Genomic DNA, 24,043 nt, shown 5'->3' with positions numbered 1-24,043 from the left:
CACTTCGGATTACTCTCACGGGCGCGCGATAGGTTGCCCGGCATGACCGAACTCGGCCCCGTCGCCTGGCCACCTGCCCCGATCAGAACCGAGCGGCTCGTGCTCCGTGAGCCCGAGGCCCGAGATCGTGCAGCGTTCATCGAACTGCTCGCCTCACCGGAGGTGCATACCTACCTCGGTGGCCCTCGACCGCGTGATGAGCTCGAGCGCGCGGTGCCCGAGATATCCGGACGGCGGCCTGGCCTTTTCGTGATCGATCTTGACGGAGCGATGATCGGCATGGTCAGGCTCGATCGGCACGACGCGGAGAGTCCAGGGCACGTCCGTCCGGATGTCGGGGACACCGAGCTCGGCTACCTCCTCCTGCCGGAGGCGTGGGGACGCGGGTACGGCAGCGAGGCGTGCACAGCGGCACTCGGCTGGTTCGCCGACGCGCTTCCCGGCGAGCCGGTGGTGCTGCGGACCCAGACCGCCAATGAGCGCTCGATGCGCCTCGCGGCGAAGCTGGGGTTCACCGAGGTGGAGCGGTTCGAGGCCTACGGCGCCGAGCAGTGGTTCGGCGTGTGGTCCTCCGTCACGCCGCCCGGTTGAGCCGGCCGTTTCTGTGCCGCCGCAAGGGGGGTAAGAACGCGGGAACGAAGCTCACACCCAGCCGCGCCGTGCGCCCCGAGGCCCGGCGCCCTCACACGCACCGGGCCCGGCGACGGCCCCGTCCCCACGGGAGGCCGTCGCCGGGCCCTTGGTGCGCCGATCCCGTCCCCACGGGCGGGCACCGGCTCCGGGCTGCCGCTCCGCTCATACAGCGGTCCCGGAGGTCTTGGTGCAGCGGCCGACGACACAGAGGCCGGAGGCCGGTGTGGTGGCCGAGAGCCGGTGCGGTGGCCGGCGCTCGACCAGGTGACGGACCGTCAGACGTCCGCCGGTTCACGTGCGTTGTCCGCGTCCGCCGCTCCGTCGGCGGCATGAGTGTCGGCGAGCTGCGTACGCAGGCCCTCGCCCTCGACATCCACGTTCGGCAGGAGCTTCTGGAGCCACCGCGGGAGCCACCAGGCGGAGCGGCCCAGCAGTGCCAGGACCGCGGGGACGATGGCCATGCGGACGAGGAAGGCGTCGAAGAAGACGGCGATGGCGAGGCCGAAGCCGATCATCTTGATCATCGAGTCCGAGGAGCCGATGAAGCCGGCGAAGACGCTGATCATGATGACCGCGGCGGCGGTGACCACCCGCGCTCCGTGCCGGAACCCGGTGACGACGGCCTCTCCCGGGCGCTCCCCGTGGACGAAGGCCTCGCGCATCCGTGTGACGAGGAAGACCTCGTAGTCCATCGCCAGGCCGAAGACCACGCCCACCATGAAGATCGGCATCATGCTCATGATCGGGCCGGTCTGCTCGACGCCGAACACGCTGCTCAGCCAGCCCCATTGGAAGACCGCGACGACCGCGCCGAGGGCCGCCACCACCGACAGCAGGAAGCCGAGTGCCGCCTTGAGCGGGACGAGCACCGAGCGGAAGACGACCATCAGCAGGAGGAAGGCCAGGCCGACGACCAGCGCCAGGTAGGGCACCAGCGCGTCGTTCAGCTTCTGCGAGACATCGACGTTCATCGCGGTGGTGCCGGTGACCAGGGTCTTTGCCCCGGTGTCCTGGGCGATGCCGTGCGTCGTGGACCGGATGTCGTGCACCAGGTCCTCGGTCTCGACACTGCTGGGCTTCGACTTCGGGACGACGTTCAGCATCGCGGTGTCGCGGGCCTTGTTGAAGGTGGGCGGGGTGACGACGGCGACATCGTCCAGCCCGCCGACCTTCTTGGCGACCCGCGCCGCGGCGGCCTTGACGCTCTCCCCGGCGTGGGCGTCCCGGCCGTCGACGACCAGCATCAACGGGCCGTTGACGCCGGCGCCGAAGCCGTCCGACAGCAGGTCGTAGGCCTTGCGCTGGGTGGTGTCGGTGGGCTGGGAGCCGTCGTCCGGCAGGCCCAGCTCCAGCGAGGTGGCGGGGATCGCGACGACACCGAGGCCGATCACGGCCGTGAGGAGTACGGCGACGGGGCGGCGCAGCACGAAGTGCGCCCAGCGGGTGCCCATGTTGGGCCGCTCCCCGGCACCGGCCTGCCGGCCGTGCACCTGGTCGGTCTCGCTCCCCTTACGGGCCTTAGGGGCCTTTCGGGCCTTACGGGGCAGCGCCCGCGCCCCCGCGAAGCCGAGCAGCGCCGGAATGAGGGTGAGCGCGATGAGCACGGCGATGACGACGGTGCCGGCCGCGGCCAGGCCCATCTTCGTCAGCATCGGGATGTTGACGACGGTGAGGCCGACCAGTGCGATCACCACGGTGAGGCCCGCGAAGACCACCGCGGAGCCCGCGGTGCCGACCGCGCGTCCGGCGGCCTCCTCGCGTTCGCGGCCCTCGGTGATCTCGGCGCGGTAGCGGGAGACGATGAACAGGGCGTAGTCGATGCCGACGGCGAGGCCGATCATCGTGGCCAGCGTCGAGGTGGTGCTGGAGAGATCGAGTGTGCTGCTCAGCGCGGTGATGGTGGAGACACCGATACCCACGCCGATCAGCGCGGTCAGCAGCGGCAGTCCGGCCGCGATCAGCGCGCCGAAGGTGATGACGAGGACCACTGCGGAGATCGCGATACCGATGACCTCGGTCGCACCGGTCTCGGGGATGGCCTGGAGTGCGTTGCCGCCGGTCTCGACGGTCAGCCCGGCGTCCCGGCCGTCCTCGGCCGCGTCCTTGAGTGCGTCCTTGGAGGCGTCGCTCAGCTCGAAGCCGGTGACCTTGTAGGAGACCTGGGCGTAGGCGGTGCGGCCGTCCTTGCTGAGGGCCTTGGCGGCGTACGGGTCGGCGACCCGGTCGACCTGCGAGGAGCCCGATCGCAGGGCGTGGACGGTGCGTTCGACGGCCGCCTTGTTCGCCGGGTCCTTCATCGTCTCGCCCTCGGGGGCCCTGAAGACCACCCGGGCCGTGGCGCCGTCGGCGTTCGCGCCGGGGAAGCGCTGGTCGAGGAGGTCGAAGGCGCGCTGGGCCTCCGTGCCGGGGATCGAGAAGGAGTCGGCGGCAGGTGCGGAGGCGGTGGCGGCCCCGACGCCGGCAACGGCCAGCAGGGCGACCCATATCAGGGCGACGAAGCGGCGTCGCCGGAAGGCGAAGCGTCCGAGTTTGTAGAGGAAAGTGGCCATGAGACCGGGGGCTCCCGTCGAATGTGGGACGTACAGGGGCGTGCGCCATCGCCCCGGCGACGAGGCGGCGTTCCGGGTACGAGGGCTCGGATGAAGGGGAGTCGGGCGGGCGGATCAGACGCCGAGGGCGGGGAAGACCACGGCGTCGAGATAGTCGGAGAGGAACGCGGCATCGGCGCAGCGGTCCTCGATGAGCTGCCGGGCGACGTACGCGCCGACGAGCAGGTGCGGGATGTACCGGAGTGCGGGACAGTCGGCCGCGATCTCGCCACGGTCGATACCGCGCCGCAGCATCGCGTTCAGTCCACTCACCTCGGGGTCGAGGAGGACTTCGCGGAGAGCCTGGTGAAGATCGGGGTTGGTGTGGATGGCCATCCCCAGGCCCCGCATCAGGGCAGCGTCCTTCGCCATCTGACCCTCGTCGTCGGCCCGGCGCACCAGCTCGGCGAAGTCGCCGCGCAGGCTGCCGGTGTCGACGTCCGCGGTACTGACCGGCTTGCAGTGCCGCAGCGCCCTCGCCACCAGCTGCGGCTTGCCCTGCCACTGGCGGTAGAGGGTGGCCTTGCTGGAGTGGGTACGGGCGGCGACGGCGTCCATGGTCAACGCGTCGTAGCCGACCTCACGCAGCAGATCGAGCACGGCATCGAAGAGCTCGGCCTCCCGCTCGGGAGTCAGCCGGCTGCGTCCCATGACACGCACCTCCTGGTTGGACCGTACGGACGCTGCCACCCTACCGGCAGTAGCGAACGAAACGGTTTCGTACACCTCGAAGCTAAGGGTACGCCGAGCGAAACGGAAGCGTTTCGATGGTGGTCTGCGTCACGCGTCGCGGGGCCCGTCGTCGGCAGGGCGACGGTGAGCCGTTATGCGATGCGGCAGGGCGGCGCCAGGATCCAGCCCTCCGGCGGGCGGAGCTCTGGGGCCGCCCCCGGCTTGGGCCGCACTACGTACACCAAGGGCCTGCACCCAATAGCCCTGAGCGGAACATGCAGGCTGCCCCTGGGGCATCACCGGCACCAGAGCGGGTCGATTGGGCGACATTCCACCCGTCTCACCGGATCACGCCGAGTGTGGCCGCCTGCCGATAGCCCCGCACCAAGGCCGCTGAGCGCCCCGGCAGGACATATGTCATCCCCAGACGGTGACTCACGGCTCTGCACGGTCGACTGCCGGCCCTCGTAGGCTCCACACCATGTTCACATCTCACAAAGCCGGACGAGATGATTCCTGGGAAGGCGTCGTCATCGATAAGTCCCGGGGCATGCTCGACGGCTCGAATATGTATCACTTCGTCGAGGTCCGTCTTGCCGACGGCGAATCCGTGAAGGTCCGGATCAGCCGCCGGCTCTGGAAGTCGATCGCGGTCGACGATCGGATCGTCAAGCGACCGGGAGCCGACCCGGCCAGGGAGTAACCCTTCTGATCGACCTCGCCGCCGCCCTCATCCGACTCGACACGTGATCGACAGGGCGCGCGCCCTAGGAGTTGTCTTCAAATGTCACGCCCACATCAGAAGCGATGCGAGGGCGACGGCTGCTTGGTAGGACTCGGCGGTCTTGTCGTAGCGGGTGGCGATGCCGCGCCACTGTTTCAACCGGTTGAAGCAGCGTTCCACCACGTTGCGCTGCTTGTAGAGCTGCTTGTCGAAAGCCGGCGGGCGTCCGCCGCGGCTGCCGCGGCGGAGCCGGTTGCGGATCTGGTCGGCTCGTTCGGGGATGGTGTGGCTGACGCCCCGCCGCCTGAGCCAGGTGCGGATGGCCTTGGAGCTGTAGCCCTTGTCGCCCAGGACATGGGCCGGCCGGACCCGGGGATGTCCCGGGCCGATACGCGGCACCCGTATCGACTCCATCACGGTGGTGAACTGGGTGCAGTCGTTGGTGTTCCCGCCGGTGACAGTGAAGGCGAGCGGGCGGCCCGCCGCGTCGCAGGCGAGATGAATCTTGCTGGTCAGGCCGCCCCGGGAGCGTCCGAGTCCGGGGCTGCGGATCCCCTTTTTCGGGCTCCGGCGGCGTGCTGGTGGGCGCGGACGACGGTGGAGTCGACCGACACCAGCCAGTCGATGTCCCCGACCGCGTCTGCCTGCGCCTGGGCGGCCCTGAGTATCCGCTCGAAAGTGCCGTCCAGTGCCCAGCGCCGGAAGCGGGTGTGCAGCGTGGCCCACGGGCCGTACCTCTCGGGCACATCCCGCCAGGCCGTGCCAGTACGGAACTTCCACACGATTCCGTTGAGCACGGTGCGGTCATCCAACCGCTTCCGGCCCCGCGAGGACTCGGGCAGCAGCGGCCGGACGAAATCCCACTCAGCATCGGACAGTTCATGGCGACGTATCACCCCACCATGATCCACCACGCAAGATCATTTGAAGACACCCCCTAGGACGGCCATTGCCCCGGCTGATACCTCATCAGCCGGAGGAACCGGGTGAACGCCTTCCGGTCGAAGAGCATCCCGAAGTACTCCTCGGGCATCTGCACGCCGTTGATCACTGCGGCGGGCGTGCCGAGGCCGCGGGGGGTATCTGCACCGGCCCGATCGTAGGCCCGCTCGGATCGGTCGACGAACTCGCGGTACTTCATGGTCTTGACAGCGGAGTCGAATGCCGGGCCACGCAGTCCTGCCACCTTGCCGGCAAGCTTCAGCAGCAACGCGTTGGTGTAGCCGTCAACGGCTTCGGCCGGCTGGTGCCGGTAGAGCACGGCGTGGTACTCGGCGAACTTTCCGGCTTCCAGCGCGGCGCGCAGCGCGTTGACGGCCCTCTTCGAGCCGCCGCCACCCACTTTCCCGTCAAGGAAGGACGCGAAGGTGTACTCGGTCTTCGTCTCACGCCGCTGGGTCAGGGCGCGGAGGGCCGGTCCACCACCGGTCACCTCGAACTCCTGGCAGACGGGGCAGCGCGGGTCCTCGTAGAGATGCACCGTGACCGGGGCCTTCGGATCCCCGACGACGATGGTGGTGCCGTCCACGTCAAGCTTCTCGGGCGGCTTCGCCGGGCCGTCATACGCGGCCTTCTTCGGCGACGGCTGCCGTGGGGTGCGTTCACCGCATCCGCTCGACAACAGCCCCGGCAGAACCAGCATCAACGCTAAGGCGGCCAGCCGTCTTCGGCCACGTCCCACTCTCATGTATCCCTCCCCGGATCAGGGAGACATTAGAATAAAAGTACGAGGACGGCAGGAAATTACCCGCATTGGTGGAGTCCGCACGGAAATCCCAGGCCGGCCCACCCTTCGCACCGACCTCGGCCGCGCAGTCGCTCCTGAATCCACTGACGGCCCGTCACGCTGTCGGCTCCGGAGCAGGAGGGAGACACGCGCTCACACAGCCTCGTAGTCCTTGGCACATCCGCCGCGGCGCACTGATCTGGACCAGCCCACGCATGCCGTCGATCAGCTGCCGCCGCATACGCATCGGCGACCGCCCCGGCTTCCCCACTCGCGGCGGCCACGGCACATCACACCCCTGATTGCCCGTCAGATATCCGCACCCAAGGCTCTTGCCCGTCCACGGACTTGATCTACTTTCGCGACAAGCCCTGGCCCTGCCCTTCCATCCGCTTGATCCAGGAGCACGACCATGAGTGATACCGGTCCGGATGCCTGTACGGCTTGCCGCGTGCGCTGTCGGTGGTCGGATGCGGTTCTGCTGCCATCGCGCGCAGCCGGGCCTCCAGCGCGTGCGCCTCGGCGTCGGTGAGCCAGAGGTGACGCAGCGCGGTGTGCGAGAGGTGGTCGGGCCGGCTCGGCAGCATCTCGCCGAGCGCGGCGTTGTGCCCGCGTCCTTTTGCACGCCGGCTCGCGCAAGCGCACGCCAACCGTGCACGAGATGCCGGTGCTGCCCACAACTGCCCCCGGCCCACTACCGATCCGGTAGCCTCATCGTCGTCCGCGCCGCGGAAACCCGGCAGCGCCCCGGCCTGTGGCGCACCGGAGCCACCGTGCATGACATCGACTCGCCCACCGCCCAGGCCGACTCCCTCACGGCCTTCGCAGCACTGCGCGAGGGCCTGCACCTGGACACTGAGCAGACCACCGGCTCGGGGAGGGTTGTATCGGCCTCCCGCCCGCCCCCGACCTCTACCGCTCCGTACCGCTGGATCGCTTCGTCTGCGGCGGAGCTCTCTCTACGTACTAGGGCCACGCTTGGGCGAGGACGAGGGAGCCGAGGCGGCAACAGGGCAGATTTTGGACGCCCAAGCGGCAGAGCAATGGCTCTGGTTCCACCCGACCAGCAGTGTGCCTCTAGAGCATCAGTCCACTTCGCCACCCACACGGAGGACGCCATTCATCCCGCTCCCCCGGACCAGCCCCGTGGAAACGAACGGCAACTCACCACGACCGTACACAGCGTTCGCGGCACCGGCAGCTCAGCACGACCGGATACGAGGTGGGCGGCATGAGCGAGCCCACCGATACATCAGCTGACCACATCCCGGAGCCGCGCACCGCCGCGTCGCCGCCCCCGCCCGCGGCACCCACCGCCGGGTCGATGAACAGACCGGGCATCCCCCTTGGCGCCGAGTCGGGCGCCGCCGGAGACGTGAACGCTCCCGGCGCGCAGATGCGATATGTGGACCTGACCGGCAGCCGCGAGGCGGCCGGCCGCTCGATCCGGCTGCGTGACATGGCCAGACGCCTACCGCGGTTGGTACGCCGATCGCTGGCTCTGGCCTGGCAGGTCGACCGGTCAGCGACCGTCGGCCTCCTGCTGTGCCAGCTCGTCGCCGGCGTGATGCAGGCCCTGGGCCTGGTCGCGGTCAGCGGCACCCTGACCGCGCTGCTGACCAGCGGGGACGTCTACCAGCGGCTCCTGCAAGCGTGGCCGTCCGTGGCTCTGCTGGCGGGGGCATCCGGCGTGCGCGCCCTCCTGGGGATCACCGTCAACTGGCTCTCCTCCCGACTGGGCCCGCTGATGACGCGGGAGGCCGAGCAGATGTTGCTGACCGGCTGCGCCGAGGTGGAGTTGTGTGCCTACGACGAACCGGACTTCAACCGCGACCGCGAGGCCGCCGACCGCGGAGCAACGGTCACCGGAGACCTGATCGACGAGGGGCAGGACCTGATCGCGTCGTCGGCGTCCTTCCTCGCCGGAGCCGTCGTGCTGGCCGGGGTGCACCCGCTGCTCCTGCCGCTTCTGGTGGCCGCCAGTCTTCCGCAGGCGCTGGCTCAGGTCAGCGCCGCGCGGGTGCGCTACCTGGCGAACCTTCGAAGCAACGGTGACAACCGGATGCTGTCGGTGCTGCGATGGCACATCTACACGAGAGAAGCCGCCGACCAGATCCGTGCCGGCACCATGGCCGCTTTCCTGTCCGGCCGGTACCGGCAGACGGTCGCCCGGATCAACCGCGAGGACCGGGCCGCAGCCGACAAGGGAGCCCGCATGTCCCTGGCCGGCGCGCTGTGCGGCGGGCTGGGGTCGGCGGTCGTATGGGCGGCGGTCGTGTGGCTGCTGGCCACTGGCCGCATCAGCGTCGGGCTCGCGGGGACGGCCGTCTTCGCGTTGCAGACGGCGGGGCAGTCGGTCCGCGGCCTGGTGGCCGTGGGAGCGCGGGCCGTACGCACGGGGTTGTATATGGACGACTGGAGCGGATTCCTGGACAAAGCCGGCGGGTTCCGCATGCGCCGCGGCCCGCACTGTCCCGAGCCGCCGAAGACGATCGAGATCAAGTCGGTCTCTCATCGCTACGCGGGCAAGGACCACGATGCGCTGTCCGACGTCTCGCTCACCTTGCGACGGGGTGAGGTCACCGCCCTGGTTGGCTTCAACGGCTCGGGGAAGTCGACGCTGTCGAAAGTGGTCAGCGGTCTGTACCTACCCACTGACGGACAGGTGTTGTGGGATGGCACCCCCACCGGTGACGCCGACCCTCAGGCGCTGTGGCAGCAGGTGGCTCTGGTGCCACAGGACTACGCACACTGGCCGCTGACAGTGCGCGAGAACATCACCCTCGGACAGCCCTCGCCGCGTGGTGATGCGGCGGTACGCGAAGCGTGCGAGGCCGCCGGCGCCGACGAAGTCGTCGACAAGCTCGGCGCCGGCCTGGACACCCTTCTGGCCCGGGAGTGGCTCAACGGCGAGGAGCTGAGCGGCGGTCAGTGGCAGCGCATCGCCCTGGGGCGCGCGTTTTTCCGCCAGGCCGGACTGCTGGTCCTAGACGAGCCGACCGCGAACCTCGATCCCCGTGCCGAGTACCGGATCTTTCAGCGGCTGCGGGACCTGGCCCGGGACCGGGTGGTGCTGCTGGTGACCCACCGCATCACCAACGTCGCCGTGGCCGACCGGATCGTGGTCCTCGACGAAGGCGTCATCGTGCAGGAGGGCACATACACACAGCTCGCCCAACAGCCGGGCCTGTTCCAGCAGTTACTGTCCTATCAGGTGGCCACCTCCAAGACGGGCGGCAAGCAACACGGGACAAGCGCATGAGCCGCCCCGTAAACGGCTTCGCCGCCGGGCGGCCGCTCACGTGCTCAGGCGGCTGTTCATTCGCTCCCACGGGGGTCGGGAGCCTCGGTTTCGGCGTCTTCCAGGGTGGGAGGCAGCCGGCGAACGCGGGGCGACCGGGACTGGCGACTCGCACGCCCCTCACACGGTTCTCCTGCGGCTGGTCCTCCCCCACACACAGAGGACTCCGGTAGGCACTGTCCTGGCGATCATCCCGTAGGGCACATCGATGGTACTTTCGCCGGAATCGTGTGAGGGGGACAGGTGGACACTGACCTGCGGCATGCAGTTGTCGTGGCACTAGGCGATCTCGGGCGAAGTCATGATTACCGTGACCGGGCGGATGCCGGTCACGGCCTGGCCGCGTTCGCCGAGATGCAGGAGGCCCTCGTACCGCTGCGGGAGCTTGTGCTCGACCCTGGTGACACCTTCGTCACCCGGAGGACCGCGGAAGCATTGCTTCGGCGAAAGGACAGGGTCGGGTTGACCATAGTCGCGTCCGCACTGGCAGTCGCCAACTCGAATCACAGCGATTGGATCCACTCCGCAATCATCGATGTTTTCAGCGTCTTCTCCGACGACCGGGACGATGCGATGCGGCTGTGCGAGGAGCTGTTGAGGGACACCGGCGACCATGTTGCACCGGGGGCCCGCCAGCTACACAAGGTCCTGGCAGAGATCGATCCCGTTCTTCGTCCCGTATAGCCCTGGGCGAACGCCGTCGTGGCCAAGCAACCCGCTGCCCGGCCCCAGCTCCAGCACCCAGGCCCACCGCCACCGCCACCGCCACCGGCGAGTTCCCGCCGTTCCCATCGACCGCGGGACAGCGCCCGCGTGCCTGCTGCGGTGCGGTGGCGGACGTCGCCGTCGAGGATGACACCCAACGTCACTGCCAACGCTTGACCTTGACGTAACGGCAGAGTTTCTACTGGCGGCATGAGAACCGGAGAGATCGCCGCGCTCGTCGGGCTCACCACCCGGGCGATCCGGCGCTACCACCACGTCGGGCTGCTCCCGGAACCGGAGCGGCGCCCCAATGGCTACCGGGCCTACAGCATCCGCGACGCCGTCCTGCTCGCCCGGGTGCGCCGGCTCATCGAACTCGGCCTCAGCCTCGATGAAGCGCGCGACGCCCTCGCCGACGATGCCGGGCGCGAACTGATCGAGGTGTTGGAGGAGCTCGACGCCGACCTGTCCCGCCAGGAAGCCGGCATCCGAGAGCGCCGCCGCCAGCTCGGCGCCCTGCTCGCCGAGTACGCCCCCGCTCAAGCGGAAGCCGTGAGCCGGCTCATGGACGCCTTCGTGGAGAGGGGCCGGGGATGAACGGCGGACCGCGGGGCGTACGGGCGGCGCGGGTCGCGGCGGCCGCCGTGCTCCCGGGGGAACTGGCCCTGACCGTCTGCTTGGTGGCCGGGGCACGGTCGCCCGGGTGGGTGCTGGCGGGCGCCGAGGCGCTGGTCCTCGCGGTGCTGCTGCTGGAGGCCTGGGTGCTGCGCTCGCTGTACGTCGCCGCGCGCGCCCGCGGCGCGGACCGCCGGGCGGCGCGGCAGGCCACTGTACGTGCGGTGGTGCCGGTGACGGTCCGCCGCTTAGTCCTCCACGAGCTGCGCGCCCTCGCCTCCCTGGGGCGGTGGGTCCGGCGCGGCACGCACGGGGTGCGCCGCGGGGACCTCGCCGCCGCGTACACAGGGCCCCAGACCGCGATGATGTACGGGCTGCTCTTCGTGTCGGTCATCGAGACAGTGGGCCTGGCCTTCCTCATCCCTTGGCCCGCGGTCCACCGAGTGCTCCTGGTACTCGACCTGTACGGCGTCGTCCTCGTGCTGGCCCTCCATGCCGCCTGCGTCACCCGGCCGCACGTCGTGCACCCCGACGGCTCGCTGCGGATCCGCTACGGAGCCCTCTTCGACCTCGCCGTACCGCCGGACGCGGTCGCCTCGGTCCGGGTCGATCGGCGATACCCCGAAGGCCGCCTGATCGCCCTCTCCGAGGACGGGGTCCTCGACCTGATCGTGGGCAACCAGACCTCGGTGACCTTGGAGCTGAACCGGCCACTCCCCTTCACCCGCCCGCTCGGTAGAACGGAAGAGGCGCACACCATCCGCTTCCACGCCGACGACCCACGCGCACTGGTCAGCGCACTCCGGCAGCCCACCTGACATGCCACCGCGGGCCGTTGTCCCGGTCCACGGCTTCATCGCCCGATACGGCCTCGACCACCGGCACCGCACCCTGCTCGCGCGCATCCCCACACCGCCGAGCGCGAACCCGCCGGCCACGACCCGACCGGCGGCTCGCCGGTCAGCCGGGCCTCGCTCCAGCCCGACCTGGCAGCCGCCCCGAAGCGGGACCTCGGGACAGCGTCGATAGCCCGTCCCTTCGACCGTTCTGTGCAGTAGCCCGGGACGCACCGGCCCACGACGGAGGCGGGTGCGCCCCGGGCCGACTGCCGTGCATCCGGCCGGTGTCCAGCCATCGCGGGCACAGGGCCGGCCCGCCGCTGAGGCGACGGGCGGTTGAAGAGGGCGGTTCGTGAGGTGATGTTCGTTTCTCGGACGATGGTCGTGTCTCTGGGTGCCGCCGCACTCTCTCGGCGAGCAGCAACAGGCCGTCCGTGGGGGTCCCCGGCCCCAGCCCCGTGTCACCCCCAGCACATTGGCTGAGACCGGACCACCCGCTCGTCCGGTTGTAAACAATCGGACACAAGAACACTCAAAATAGGTAAACCACAGCAGTCGGGCCCAGCGTGCTCTAGCGTCACGTCCGACACGGGGGCGGTTGTGGGGCCGGGGGGCTCCAGCCGCGCCGGAAGTGAAGGGGACGACCAAGTGGGGGGCCATGGGGTTGTTCGAAGCTGCCGGAGCAAGGGTGATCGATTCACCTGCCGGGACAGCCAAGTGGGACCGCGTACCGGAACGCGACGACGAAAGCAGGCACAGGCCGACGGAACGGCGGTTGCGGCAGTTGGCGCCGGCCGTCGATGCCGTGGGTGTCCTGATACCGGTGGGGCTGCTCTGTGCCGTGACACAGCAGCCCCAGCCTTTACTCACGGCGGTGCTGGCCGGCGCCTCATGGCTGGCCGTGGGGGCATCGAAGAATCGTTACAGCCGGGCGGAGCCGGCCGGTGACGGCGCCGCGCTGCCCGTCTTACGGGACTGGCTGACCATGCTGGGCGTACTGGCCATCGTCTGCGTCGTGGCGCGGGTCGAGGTCTCGCTCCAGATCTGCGTGCTCGCCCTGTTGCCGTGCCTGGCGCTGGGTGTGGCCCGGCGCCGGCTCGTGCACCGGTATCTGGTGGCTGCCAGACGCCGTGCGCAGGCGCTGCGCCGGGTGCTGATCGTCGGGGAGGCGGGCACCGTTGATGTGGTGCTCGCGGAGCTGGCACACCGTACTGATCATGAATATGTCGTGGTCGGGAGCTGTCTCGTCGGCGAGGAGGCCATCGACTCGGCAGTGCCGGTCCCGGCCCGGCTCGCGTCGGACGGGAGCACTCCCGAGGCGGCACTGGACGGCGAGACCGTGCTCCGGTGTGCCGCCGACCTCGACGCCGATCTCGTCTTCGTGGCGCCGGGCCGTCGGCTGCCCGCGGCGCGCATACGGCGGCTGGCCTGGGCCCTGCACGACGGGGGGCGGAATCTGGCCATACTTCCGGGCCTGATCGATGTCTCGCAGCACCGGGTCCGGCTCGCGAAGGCGGGGGGCCTGACGGTGATGCATATAGACCCCGCGGCGCGGCGCGGGGTGCCGGTTCTGCTGAAGCAGATCACGGACCGGCTGGGGGCGCTGCTGCTGCTGGCGCTGCTCTCCCCGGTGTTCGCCTTGGTGGCGGCGGCCATAAAGCTCTCCTCCGCCGGGCCGGTGTTCTACTGGCAGATCCGGGTCGGCCAGGATCTGCGGCCGTTCCGGATGTGGAAGTTCCGCACGATGGTGGTCACCGCCGACCGGATGCGGGCGGCGCTGGAGACGTCGAACGAGCACGACGGGGCGATGTTCAAGATCCGGCGGGATCCGCGGGTGACGCCGGTGGGCCGGCTGCTGCGCCGCTTCTCGCTGGACGAACTGCCGCAGCTGTTCAACGTCCTGACCGGCCATATGTCGTTGGTCGGACCGCGGCCGCCACTGCCCGAAGAGGTGGAGAGGTATGACGGGACCGAGCTCCGCCGGTTGTCCGTCAAGCCGGGGCTGACGGGGTTGTGGCAGGTCAGCGGGCGGTCCGATCTCTCCTGGGACGAGACCGTCGCGCTGGATCTCAGCTATGTGGACAACTGGTCCTACGTCCGTGACATCAGTGTGTTGGCCCGTACCGTGCGGGCCGTCGTGGACGGGCGCGGTGCGTACTAGCGCGCCACGGTGTGCGTCCGGCGCCTCGCCGAGAGGCGGGCGCCGGGTGCACGGTACGGATCCAGGGCGGTCACACCGCGGCCGGCGCCGCCCGCCAGGCCTGGTAGGTGCGGGCGATGCCCTCGGCGAGCGGGATGGTGGGCGTCCAGCCCAGGGAGCGCATCTTGCTGATGTCGAGCAACTTGCGGGGGGTGCCGTCGGGGCGGGACGGGTCGAAGGCGATCCGGCCCTCGTATCCGACCGCGGCGGCGACACAGGCGGCCAGGTCGGCGATGGTCAGGTCACTGCCGCAGCCGACGTTGACGGTGTCGTCGCCGTCATAGCGGCGCAGCAGCACCTCGCAGGCGGCGGCCAGGTCGTCGACGTGCAGGAACTCTCGCAGCGGGGTGCCGGTGCCCCACAGGGTGAGCTCCGGCAGCCCCTGTTCCTTCGCCTCGTGGAAGCGGCGGATGAGCGCGGGCAGGACGTGCGAGGTCTCGAGGTCGAAGTTGTCGCCCGGCCCGTAGAGGTTCGTCGGCATGGCGGAGATGAAGGAGGCACCGTATTGCCGGCGGTAGGAGCGGATCTGGACGAGGCCGGCGATCTTGGCTATCGCGTAGGCCTCGTTGGTGGGCTCCAACGGCCCGCTCAGCAGGGCGTCTTCGGTGATCGGCTGGGCGGCGTGCTTGGGGTAGATACAGCTCGATCCGAGGAACAACAGACGGCGGACCCCGGCCTGGTGCGCCCCGGCGATGACGCTGAGCTGGATGCTCAGGTTGTCTTCCAGGAACTGTACGGGGTAGGTGCTGTTGGCCATGATTCCGCCGACCTTGGCGGCCGCCAGGACGACGGCGTCGGGCCGCGCCGAGCGCAGATATGCCTCGGTGGCCCCGGCATCCCGCAGGTCGAGTTCCGCGCGGGTACGGGTCAGTACGTCATAGCCCTGCGCGGACAGCCGCCGGGCGACGGCGGATCCCACCAGGCCTCGGTGGCCCGCGACGAAGACGCGAGCGGGTGTGGGCAGCAAGTCATCCATGGGGCGGATTGTGTCAGTCAACCCGATACGTCCACCGGTTATTTCAGGAAATATCTGCCGCTCCTCGCTCTCGACCGGCGACGGCGGAGCGGGTAGCGTCCACGCCCCGCGGTCCGCCGGCGCGTGGGTAATCCAGCAAGTCAGAACCGATGCACATCACTTCTCGTGGGGGGAAGCCATGCCGAAAACCGCGGTCATCACCGGAATCACCGGTCAGGACGGTTCGTATCTCGCCGAATTGCTGCTGAGCAAGGGCTATGAGGTGCACGGGCTGATGAGACGCTCATCCAGCTTCAACACCGAGCGTATCGACCACATCTACCAGGACCCGCACACCCCCGACCGGCGGCTGCTGCTGCACCACGTCGATCTGTCGGACGGGGTGGCCCTGGTGAATCTGCTGCGCGATGTGCAGCCCGACGAGGTCTACAACCTCGGGGCCCAGTCCCATGTCCGGGTCTCCTTCGACGCTCCGCTGTACACCGGCGATGTGACCGGGCTGGGCGCCGTACGACTGCTGGAGGCGATCCGTGCCAGCGGCGTGCAGACCAGGCTCTACCAGGCCTCGTCCTCGGAGATGTTCGGCGCCACCCCGCCGCCGCAGAACGAGGCGACGCCCTTCCACCCGCGCAGCCCGTACGGCTGCGCCAAGGTCATGGCGTACTGGTCCACGGTCAACTACCGCGAGGCGTATGACCTGTTCGGGGTCAACGGGATTCTCTTCAACCACGAGAGCCCGCGGCGCGGTGAGACCTTCGTGACCCGCAAGATCACCCGCGCGGTGGCCCGCATACAGGCGGGCCTTCAGGAGCACCTCTACCTCGGCAATCTCGACGCCGTCCGCGACTGGGGATACGCCCCGGAGTACGTCGAGGCCATGTGGCTGATGCTCCAGCAGGACGAGCCCGACGACTATGTGGTGGCGACCGGAGTGGCCGCGACCGTACGGGACTTCCTCCAGGCCGCCTTCGACGCGGTGGGGCTGGACTGGGAGCGCTATGTGCGCTTCGACGCGAAGTACGAGCGGCCCTCCGAGGTGGACGCGCTCATCGGTGACGCGTCCAAGGCCAAGAACCTGCTGGACTGGTCGGCGAAGGTGCAGTTCGACGAACTCGCCCGGATCATGGTCGAGTCGGACACCCGGCAGCTGGCGGACGAGCTCTCCGGTCACCGGGTGCGGGTGGACCGATGACGGCCACCGCCACCGACCGCCAACTGCGCGGTTTCACCGGCGCCGGCTACGACAAGGGCCGGGGGCTGCTGACCCAGGTCGCCTGGTTCGTCGTGCTCAACGTCCTGTTCATGAAGTGGTGGTGCCCGCCGCGGCTGCGGCCCGCGCTGCTGCGGCTCTTCGGCGCCCGGGTCGGCGAACGGGTGCTCATCCGGCACCGGGTGCGGGTGCAGTGGCCGTGGAAGCTGACGGTCGGCGATGACGTCTGGGTGGGTGAGGACTCCTGGCTGATCAACCTGGAGCCGATCATTATCGGCCATGATGTCTGTGTGTCCCAGGGTGCCGTGCTGTGCACCGGGAGCCACCAACGCCGGTCGCCCACCTTCGAGTTCGACAACGCACCGATCCGGCTGGAACCCGGGTCCTGGGTGGCCGCCCGTGCCATGGTGCTGCGCGGTGTCACCGTCGGCGCGGATGCGGTGGTCGGGGCCGGCGTGGTCGCTCACCGCGATGTGCCGCCGGGGGCCGTGCACACCACCGGAGGTGCCGTATGAGGATCACCCATGTGGTGACGCTGGTCAGCGACGACGGGGCCTACGGCGGGCCGGTGAGCGTGGCCACCGGGCAGCTGGGGGAACTGGCCGCGCGGGGGCACCAGGTGGAGCTGGTCTCGCTGTGGCGGGGCCGGAGCGCGCCCCCGCGGTCGGTGGACGGGGTGCCGCTGCGCGCCCGTACGGCCCGCACGCTGGTGCCGGGACAGGGCTTCCTCGGCCTGTTCCACCCGGGGCTGCTGCCCACGCTCTGGCGGCGGGTCGGCCGGGCCGACGCCCTGCATCTGCACGCCGGGCGGGACCTGGTGTCCCTGGCCGCGCTCGCGGTGGCCGTGGTGCGCCGCCGGCCCTTCCTCGTGCAGACCCATGGCATGGTCCAGCCCCGCGGCTCGGCGGTGGCCCGGCTCTTCGACCGGGTGTATGTCCCGCTGCTGCGGCGAGCGGCCGCGGCCCTGGTGCTCACCGACGAGGAGGAGGCCGGACTGCGGAAGGTGCTGGGCCCGCGCGGACCGCGGCTGGTCAGACTCCCCAACGGGGTCCGCTCCCGCCCGGCCAGCGGGGAGCGCAGCGAGACCGATGTGCTCTTCCTCGCCCGGCTACAGAGCCGCAAGCGCCCCGAGGCCTTTGTGCGGATGGCGGCGCTGGTGCACCGCAAACGGCCCGAGGTGTCCTTCACCCTGCACGGTTCGGACGAGGGGCGGCTGGCGGAGGTGCGGCGGCTGATCGCCGAGGAGGGGCTGGGCGAGGTCGTGACGTACGGCGGGGCCCTCGACCATGACGCCGCGGTGCGGCGCACGGCGCAGGCCACCGTGTATGTGCTGCCCAGTGTCGACGAGCCGTTCCCGATGAGTGTGCTGGAGTCCCTGGCGGTCGGCACTCCGGTGGTCTGCACCGGCAGCTGCGGGATCGCGGGTACGCTCCGCCGGCGGGAGGCCGCTGTGGTGACCGACGGTTCGCCGGAGGAGCTGGCGGACGCGGTGCTGCGGCTCCTGGAGGACCGTCCGCTGCGGGAGCGCGTCACCCGGGCCGGCCAGGCGGCCGTCGAGGAGGAGTTCTCGCTGGCGGCCGTGGCCGACCGGCTGGAGGGGTGGTACGGGTCCCTCGCCCGGCCCGGCGCACGATGACCGGGGCGGCGGGGGCCGGTGCCCCCGCCGCCTGCGGCTACCGGCCGGCTGCCCGGGCGATCCGCAGCAGTTCGGTGATCCGCTCCAGACCGGCCCGGCTGCTGAGCCGCTGCTCGACGTACTGCGGGCCCCGCTCTCCCAGCTGCGCCGCCCGCCCGGGGTCGTCGGCGAGCGCCCGGACCTCCGCGAGGAGCGCCTTCGGGTCCTCCGGTGCGAGGACCGTCCCGGCGCCCGAGCGCAGGACCTCCTGGGCGGTGCCCCCTTCGGCGGCCACCGAGGCGATCACCGGCCGGCCCGTCATGAAGTACGAGGTCAGCTTGGACGGCAGGCTCATGTCCAAGACCGAGGCCTTCTGAGTCACCGCGAGCACATCGGCGGCGGCCAGCACCTCGGGGAAGTCCTCGGTGTCGGCGGGCGGCAGGAAGGACAGCGCGGGGACGTCCGCGGCGAGCCGTTCCAGATGTGCGCGCTGGTTGCCGTCCCCCATGAGCACGAACCGCACGGGCGCGGCTTCCTGACCGGCGAGCCGCGCGGCCTCGACCAGTACCTCCAGCCCCTGTTTGAGGCCCATGTTGCCGGCGTGCAGCACCACGGTCTCCCCGGCGGACCAGCCCAGTCGCGCCCGGGTGCGGTCCCGGTCGCCGCTCGGTCCCCGTACATGGGTCCAGTTGGGCACCACATGCACCCGTGTACGCGGCACGCCCATCGCCGTGACCCGGTCCACGAACGATTCATGCACCACGCCGACGACGGCCGCCTGGCGCAGCACCCGCGCCTCCACCGCTCCGGCCAGAGCGGCGGCCCGGCCCCCGCCCTGGATGCCGCTCTGTTCGGCGGCGGCCCCCATCAGGTCCTGGACGACCACGACATGCGGTACCCCGGCCTGCCGCGCCAGCCGCCCGCCGAGCACGCCCCCGGCCAGACTCGGCATCTGGGTGAGCACCACATCGGGTCGGATGCGCGGTGGTGTCAGGGCGCCGTGGGCCAGGATGCTCGCCTCGAACAGGGCCCGGCGCAGGGCAGTCTGATGCGGCGGAACGGTGTGCCGCCGGCGGTGCACGGTCACCCCGCCGCGGCGTTCCCGTACGCGCCACCGGCCGCGGTAGCCGTCCGCCACCCGCCAGGCGGGATAGTGCGGCATGCCCGCGAGGACATGGGTGTCGGCGCCGGATGCGGCCAGGTGCTCGGCGATCTGGGTCGAGTACGGCCCTATGCCGGTGTGTTCGGGTGCGTAGTTGGTCGAGACCACGAGCACGCACCGGCCCGCGAACGAGTCTTCCACGAATGGCCCCCCTCTGGATGTGCGGTCATCGTAGGAGGCTGCCGGGGCCCGCGGGCTGTGAATTGGGTTGCGATTGTGTCCCGAAGGCGACCTTGTTTTCCCGATGTCCCTTAGATTGTGGTCGCTGGTGGGGAGTTGGGGGGAGGTGGGCCGATGCTGCGCGGAAAACGTCCGGGCACCGCGGTGCCGGTACGGGGCATCGCCGCACTGTGCTGCTGGGCGCTGCTGCTGGTGGTGCTGCTTCCGGTGTTGATCCTTCAGTCGCTCGACGCCCGCTTCGGTGCCGCGCTGGCCGTGCAGTGCGTGGTGGTGGTGCACACGGGTGCGGCGCTGGCCCGGGTGCTGACGGATGTCCGGGCGCGGCTGATCGCGCTCGGTTTCTGGCTCTTTTCCTATGTGTGGCTGGGACTCGCGCCGCTGGCGATGCTCGCGACGGACGCCTACCCCCGGGGATTCGTGGTCGACGCGAACACCGCGTTCCTGACAACGACCGTGGTGGAGGCGGGACTTCTCGCCTACAGCGCCGGGTCGGCGGTGGCGTCCTGGCGGTCGTCGCGCGACTCCGTGGTCCTCGAACCGCTGCTGGCCCGGCGGCTGTCGCCGGGGCGGGTGCTGCTGCTGTGTGGTCTGGCGCTATTGCTGGCGGTCGTGCTGATCCCGGGTCAGGGCGGGCTGTCGGCGTTCTTCCTCAGCCGTCAGGCCGCCAACGAGGCCGCGGCGCAGGCCGCGCCGGCCGGGTCGGCGGACCGGGCGATGGCCGCCTGGGCCCTTTCGGTGCCGGCTTTCTGGGCGCTGGTGGGGCTGGTGCACGTACCGCGGTTCACCGCCGGCGACCGGACCCTGCGCGGCTTGCGGTGGCTGCTGCTGCCGCTGCTGATCGCGGTGAACGTGGTCGTCAACAACCCGATCAGCCAGCCGCGTTTCTGGGCCGGTACGGTCCTGCTGGCGCTGGCCTTCAGCGCCTCCTGGCTGCGCGGGCCGCGGGCGTTCCGGATGGGCGCGGCGGCCGTGGCGGCCGTGGTGCTGGTGGTCTTCCCGTACAGCGACTACTTCCGCTACGACAAGCGGGAGCCGGTCCATGTCGTCTCGCTGGCCGAGCAGTTCACGTCCAACGGTGACTATGACGCGTTCCAGCAGGTCGAGACGGGGGTGGACTATGTCCGTACGCATGGCTTCACACCGACGGCCGCGCTGGGGCCCCCGCTGTTCTTCGTGCCGCGTGCCGTGTGGCCCGGCAAGCCCGATGACGCGGGCATCCTGCTCGCCCGGCATGCGGGCTACACCTTCGAGAACCTCTCCGCACCGTTGTGGATCGAGACGTACATGTGGGCCGGTTTCCCGTCGGTCATCGCCGTCTTCGGTCTGATCGGCGCGGTGGGACGGCGCATCGACGACCTCCGGCACCGGCTGCGCAAGCGCCCGGGGACCCTCGCGGCGCTTCTGGTGCCGGCCTTCGGCTTCTACCAACTGGTGCTGCTGCGCGGCAGTTTGATGGCCATCGTGGGCCCGCTCGCCCTGCTGGTCTGCATCCCGCTACTGATCACCCGTAAGCCGGGGCGGCGGACCCTTCCGCCGTCCGCGGCGGACCCCGCGGGCGCCCCGGCGTCCCCCGCGCCCCGCGCCGCCTTGCCGCTACCCACAGGAGGAGCACGTACGTGAGCGTCTTCGACGAGCCCGCGGAGGAGCCGGACCAGATCCGGGACCAGCTGCGCCAGCTCTTCCGGTATCGGGCCCTGGTCGTGCTGGGGCTGGTGCTGGGCATGCTCGGCGGTGGCGCCGTGTCCCTGCTCGGCGGCTCGACCTATACCGCGACCGGCGAGGTCGTGGTGCATGCGATCAGCACGGCGCCCTTCGAGGCCGGCGGCGTCTCGGTGGACAAGCAGATCAGCATGGGCACCGAGCGGCAGATCGCGCAGAGCGCGTCGGTCGCGGCCGGTGCGGCCAAGGCCCTGAAGTTGGACACCGATCCGGCCCGGCTCCAGCGGGATCTGCGGGTGAGCAATCCGCCCGAGACCCAGACCCTGATGTTCGAGTACGACGCGGACTCCCCCGACCGGGCGTCCGCGCTCGTCAACGCCTTCGTGCACGCGTATCTGGACTACCGGCAGGACGCCGCGACCCAGCGGATAGACAAGACCGTCAGCAAGCTGAGCACCGAGCTCAAGCCGCTCCAGGAGCAGCGCAAGGTGCTGGACCGGCGGATCGCGGCCGGGAGCGGGGGGCGGTCCACCGATGAGTCCGAGCGCAGCAATCTGGTGTCGGAGATAGCGGATCTGCAGGGGCGGATCTCCAGCCTGAAGTCCCTCGACACCACGCCCGGCGACATCGTCCGCAAGGGCGACCCGCCGGCCTTCCCGTCCAGCCCCGGGCTCGTCGTGCTGCTGCTCGCCGGGGCCGTGGTCGGGCTGGTACTGGGCATTCTGGCGGCCTGGGTGCGTTCGGTGCTGGAGCCGCGGGTCCGGTCGGTGGCGGATGTGCAGGACAATCTGCGGGCACCGGTGCTCGGCATCCTGCCGCGGCGGCAGGGCGGTGCGGAGCTGCTGGAGGTCGGGCGGACCGGCCGCGGCAACCGAGCGGAGGCCTACCGGACGATCGCGTTCCGGCTGGTGCACGACCAGCGTTTCGCGGGACGGGGCAGTCTGCTGGTCGTCTCCCCCCGGGAGCACGCGGAGGCGGTCTCGGTCGCGGTCAACCTGGCCGGTGCGTTCGCCGAGATCGGTAACGACATCCTGCTGGTGGAGGCCGATCTGCGGACTCCGCAGCTCGCCCGGCGGCTGCCGCTGCATCACGGTCACGGCCGTCCAGTGCCGGGCAGTTGGGCGGACGGCGAGCGGCTGGCCGTGGACGCGGGGGTGGACGGGCGGTTCGATCTGCTGCCCGGCCGGGAGGTGCCCAACCCGGCGCGTGCCCTGTCCTCACCGCAGTTCGCGCGGCTGCTGAACGCGCCGTCCGGCCCGAACGAGAATGTCGTGGTCGTCACCGGGCCGCTGCTGTCGCACGCGGACGGGCTGGCCGTCGCCAAGCAGGCGGCCGGTGTCGTGGTGGTGTGTGATCTCAACGAGGTCCGCCGGGACGATCTGGACCGGGTGTGGGAGCTGATCACCGGCGCCGGCGGGCACATCCTGGGGGCCGTCCTGGACAAGGGCAGCCGCGGGACATCGCTGCGCCGGCTGACGGACGGCGGACCGACCCACCGCAAGCGCGGCCGGGGCCGTGCGCGGACGGCCCCGGTGGCACCGCCGCCGCGGCCGGGCCCGCCGCCGCCTCTTCTCGGACCGGCCCCGCAGGACGGCGCGTCCGTCGACGCCGACACCACCTCGCTGCGCGGATGACAGCCATCCGTCCGGCGGGGGCGGGCGGGCGGCCCTCGTCACCGGCGGCGGGCGGGGCCGGGGCCGACGGGGGCGGGGTCGGCAGCACCGCCCGCGGCAGCATGTTCGGCCTGGCGGGCTCGGCCGCCAACGCGCTGTTCGGGTTCGTCCTCGTCGCCGTGATCACCCATGGCCTCGGGGCCCGCGGGGCCGGTGCGGTGTTCACGGGGGTCGCGGCCTTCACCATCCTGAGCAACGCGCTGAAGCTGGGCGCCGATACCGCGCTGGTCCGCTTCGTCTCCCGGGACCTGGAGCTCAGCGGCGGCGCCGGGGTACCGGCCCTGCTGCGGATCTCGGTCCTGCCGACGCTGCTGGCGAGCGTCGCGGGTGCGGCGGTGCTGCTGTGCTCCCCCGGGCTCGCCGGTCTGCTGCTGCCCGAGCTGGATCCGGGCCAGGCCGTCGCGCTCATCCGGCTGTTCGCGGTGTTCCTGCCGGTGACGACGGTGGCGCTGGTGCTGCTCGGGGCCACCCGGGGCTACGGCTCGGTGGTGCCCTTCGTGGGCGTGGAGCAGATCGGCAAGCCGGCCTTGCGGGTGCTGCTCGCGGTGCCGCTGGTGCTGGTCGCACCGAGCGTGACCGGGCTCTCGGTGGCCTGGCTGGCGCCCGGGGTGCTGGGTGCGGTGGCCGCCGGCGTCTCGCTGCGCCGGTCCCGCCGTACGCATCCGGGCTCCGGGCAACCGCCGTCGCAGGCACGGGAGTTCTGGGCGTTCGCCGGACCACGGGCGGTCTCCTCCGTCTTCGACATCACCGCGGTGTGGATCGGGGTGATCCTGCTGTCGGCGCTGGGCACCGGCACCGACGCCGGCATCTACACGGCGATCGGGCGGCTGGTCACCGCGGGCAGTCTGCTCCAGCTGGCGATCAGGCTGGCGGTGGCGCCGCAGATCAGCCGGCTGCTGGCGGGTGGCGACCGGCACGGGGCGCGGCATCTGCACCGGTTGTCGACCCGCTGGATCGCGCTCTTCTCGTGGCCCGTGTTCCTGGTCCTCGCCGCCTTCCCCCGGACCGTGCTGTCGCTCTTCGGGCCCGGCTTCGACGGGGGCGCGGCGGGGCTGGTGGTCCTGGCGGCCGCCTGTCTGGTCAATGTCGGCGTCGGCAATGCGCAGACGGTCATCCTCATGGCCGGGCGGAGCGTCTGGAATCTGGTGGTTGCCGGCACCGCGTTCGTGGTCCAACTGGGCAGTGGGATCTGGCTGGTTCCGCGCTACGGGGTGCTGGGTGCGGCGGTCTCGTGGGGTCTGGCGATCGTGGTGGACAACGGCGCCTCGGCGCTGCTGGCCCGCTACCGCCTGGGCTTTCGCACCGTTGACCGGGGCTATCGGTGTGCCGCGGTGCTCGGCGTCGTGACGGTGGCGCTCCCGGTGTTCGCTCTGCGAACGCTATTCGGGGACACCGTACCCGGCGCGCTTTTGGGAATTGTTTTAGCCATTGGGGCTTTCGGCGCCGCCGTCTGGCGCTATCGTTTGCCGCTGGGGGTAGGGGAGTTCTTCGGGGCGCTGCGCAAGCGTGGTTCGGGAAACTCACCGTGAACACCGGTCCCATTTCCGCACAGAACTCGTCGCGTT

At 70.6% G+C, this 24,043-nt stretch carries 18 protein-coding genes and 2 pseudogenes; 13 read left to right on the top strand and 7 right to left on the bottom strand.

Annotation, left to right across the window (positions count from 1 at the left end):
• The first annotated feature begins 42 nt into the window (after positions 1 to 42).
• On the top strand, positions 43 to 591 hold the full coding sequence (locus CP981_RS36150) for a GNAT family N-acetyltransferase (protein WP_085926066.1): 549 nt from the start codon (positions 43 to 45) through the stop codon (positions 589 to 591).
• Positions 592 to 908: 317 nt separating this feature from the next.
• On the opposite strand, the gene CP981_RS36145 is transcribed toward CP981_RS36150, so the two are convergent.
• Positions 909 to 3,182, bottom strand: a complete 2,274-nt coding sequence (locus CP981_RS36145; protein WP_085926067.1) for an MMPL family transporter — start codon at positions 3,180 to 3,182, stop codon at positions 909 to 911.
• Between the two features lie 114 nt (positions 3,183 to 3,296).
• Positions 3,297 to 3,872, bottom strand: a complete 576-nt coding sequence (locus tag CP981_RS36140; RefSeq protein WP_085926068.1) for a TetR/AcrR family transcriptional regulator — start codon at positions 3,870 to 3,872, stop codon at positions 3,297 to 3,299.
• 502 nt (positions 3,873 to 4,374) lie between these two features.
• Between CP981_RS36140 and CP981_RS36135 the strand changes: the two genes are divergently transcribed.
• Positions 4,375 to 4,596, top strand: coding sequence for a DUF7489 domain-containing protein (locus tag CP981_RS36135; protein WP_143658940.1), 222 nt, complete (start codon positions 4,375 to 4,377; stop codon positions 4,594 to 4,596).
• An 84-nt stretch (positions 4,597 to 4,680) separates the two neighbouring features.
• On the opposite strand, the pseudogene CP981_RS36130 reads toward CP981_RS36135, so the two are convergent.
• From CP981_RS36130 to CP981_RS36120, 3 genes and pseudogenes are all read right to left on the bottom strand, one after another.
• Positions 4,681 to 5,510: pseudogene (locus tag CP981_RS36130) on the bottom strand (IS5 family transposase).
• 44 nt (positions 5,511 to 5,554) lie between these two features.
• On the bottom strand, positions 5,555 to 6,304 hold the full coding sequence (locus CP981_RS36125; protein WP_244329952.1) for a DsbA family protein: 750 nt from the start codon (positions 6,302 to 6,304) through the stop codon (positions 5,555 to 5,557).
• Positions 6,305 to 6,696: 392 nt separating this feature from the next.
• A complete protein-coding gene (locus tag CP981_RS36120) occupies positions 6,697 to 6,930 on the bottom strand; it encodes a hypothetical protein (RefSeq protein WP_085926602.1) in 234 nt (77 codons plus the stop codon).
• A gap of 809 nt (positions 6,931 to 7,739) precedes the next feature.
• Here CP981_RS36120 and CP981_RS36115 point away from each other — a divergent pair.
• The 5 genes and pseudogenes from CP981_RS36115 (at position 7,740) to CP981_RS36095 (ending at position 13,964) form a co-directional block, all read left to right on the top strand.
• A complete protein-coding gene (locus CP981_RS36115; RefSeq protein WP_085926601.1) occupies positions 7,740 to 9,605 on the top strand; it encodes an ABC transporter ATP-binding protein in 1,866 nt (621 codons plus the stop codon).
• Positions 9,606 to 9,887: 282 nt separating this feature from the next.
• Positions 9,888 to 10,328, top strand: coding sequence for a catabolite repressor/activator (locus CP981_RS36110; protein WP_244329951.1), 441 nt, complete (start codon positions 9,888 to 9,890; stop codon positions 10,326 to 10,328).
• A gap of 231 nt (positions 10,329 to 10,559) precedes the next feature.
• A pseudogene (locus CP981_RS36105) lies at positions 10,560 to 10,934 on the top strand (MerR family transcriptional regulator); the annotation flags it as partial.
• 8 nt (positions 10,935 to 10,942) lie between these two features.
• Positions 10,943 to 11,782, top strand: coding sequence for a hypothetical protein (locus CP981_RS36100; protein WP_085926610.1), 840 nt, complete (start codon positions 10,943 to 10,945; stop codon positions 11,780 to 11,782).
• Positions 11,783 to 12,626: 844 nt separating this feature from the next.
• Complete coding sequence (locus CP981_RS36095) at positions 12,627 to 13,964, top strand: sugar transferase (RefSeq protein ID WP_085926609.1); 1,338 nt, start codon at positions 12,627 to 12,629, stop codon at positions 13,962 to 13,964.
• A 70-nt stretch (positions 13,965 to 14,034) separates the two neighbouring features.
• Here CP981_RS36095 and CP981_RS36090 read toward each other — a convergent pair whose 3' ends face one another.
• Complete coding sequence (locus CP981_RS36090) at positions 14,035 to 14,979, bottom strand: GDP-L-fucose synthase family protein (protein WP_085926600.1); 945 nt, start codon at positions 14,977 to 14,979, stop codon at positions 14,035 to 14,037.
• A gap of 178 nt (positions 14,980 to 15,157) precedes the next feature.
• On the opposite strand from CP981_RS36090, the gene gmd reads away from it, so the two are divergent.
• From gmd to CP981_RS36075, 3 genes are read left to right on the top strand one after another with little or no spacing between them, the layout of a single operon-like run.
• On the top strand, positions 15,158 to 16,171 hold the full coding sequence (gmd, locus tag CP981_RS36085; RefSeq protein ID WP_085926599.1) for a GDP-mannose 4,6-dehydratase: 1,014 nt from the start codon (positions 15,158 to 15,160) through the stop codon (positions 16,169 to 16,171).
• The gene (locus tag CP981_RS36080) at positions 16,168 to 16,704 is read left to right on the top strand and encodes a DapH/DapD/GlmU-related protein (RefSeq protein WP_085926598.1); all 537 of its coding nucleotides are present in this window, start codon (positions 16,168 to 16,170) and stop codon (positions 16,702 to 16,704) included. The genes gmd and CP981_RS36080 overlap by 4 nt, the downstream gene beginning before the upstream one ends.
• Positions 16,701 to 17,825, top strand: a complete 1,125-nt coding sequence (locus tag CP981_RS36075; RefSeq protein ID WP_244329950.1) for a glycosyltransferase — start codon at positions 16,701 to 16,703, stop codon at positions 17,823 to 17,825. Before CP981_RS36080 ends, CP981_RS36075 begins: the two co-directional genes overlap by 4 nt.
• 37 nt (positions 17,826 to 17,862) lie before the next feature.
• On the opposite strand, the gene CP981_RS36070 is transcribed toward CP981_RS36075, so the two are convergent.
• On the bottom strand, positions 17,863 to 19,107 hold the full coding sequence (locus CP981_RS36070; RefSeq protein ID WP_425282194.1) for a glycosyltransferase: 1,245 nt from the start codon (positions 19,105 to 19,107) through the stop codon (positions 17,863 to 17,865).
• Positions 19,108 to 19,260: 153 nt separating this feature from the next.
• Here CP981_RS36070 and CP981_RS36065 point away from each other — a divergent pair, with 153 nt between their 5' ends.
• Genes CP981_RS36065 through CP981_RS36055 form a run of 3 tightly spaced genes read left to right on the top strand, consistent with a single transcriptional unit; the run spans position 19,261 to position 24,007 of the window.
• A complete protein-coding gene (locus CP981_RS36065; RefSeq protein WP_085926597.1) occupies positions 19,261 to 20,766 on the top strand; it encodes a hypothetical protein in 1,506 nt (501 codons plus the stop codon).
• Positions 20,763 to 22,439 (top strand): polysaccharide biosynthesis tyrosine autokinase, encoded by a 1,677-nt coding sequence (locus CP981_RS36060; RefSeq protein WP_085926596.1) that lies wholly within the window; start codon positions 20,763 to 20,765, stop codon positions 22,437 to 22,439. The genes CP981_RS36065 and CP981_RS36060 overlap by 4 nt, the downstream gene beginning before the upstream one ends.
• Positions 22,436 to 24,007, top strand: coding sequence for an oligosaccharide flippase family protein (locus CP981_RS36055; protein ID WP_085926595.1), 1,572 nt, complete (start codon positions 22,436 to 22,438; stop codon positions 24,005 to 24,007). Before CP981_RS36060 ends, CP981_RS36055 begins: the two co-directional genes overlap by 4 nt.
• The last annotated feature ends 36 nt before the right edge of the window (positions 24,008 to 24,043 follow it).

The sequence above is a fragment of the Streptomyces platensis genome, from assembly GCF_008704855.1.
Classification (GTDB): domain Bacteria; phylum Actinomycetota; class Actinomycetes; order Streptomycetales; family Streptomycetaceae; genus Streptomyces; species Streptomyces platensis.
This window is presented reverse-complemented; position numbering and strand designations above follow the sequence as displayed.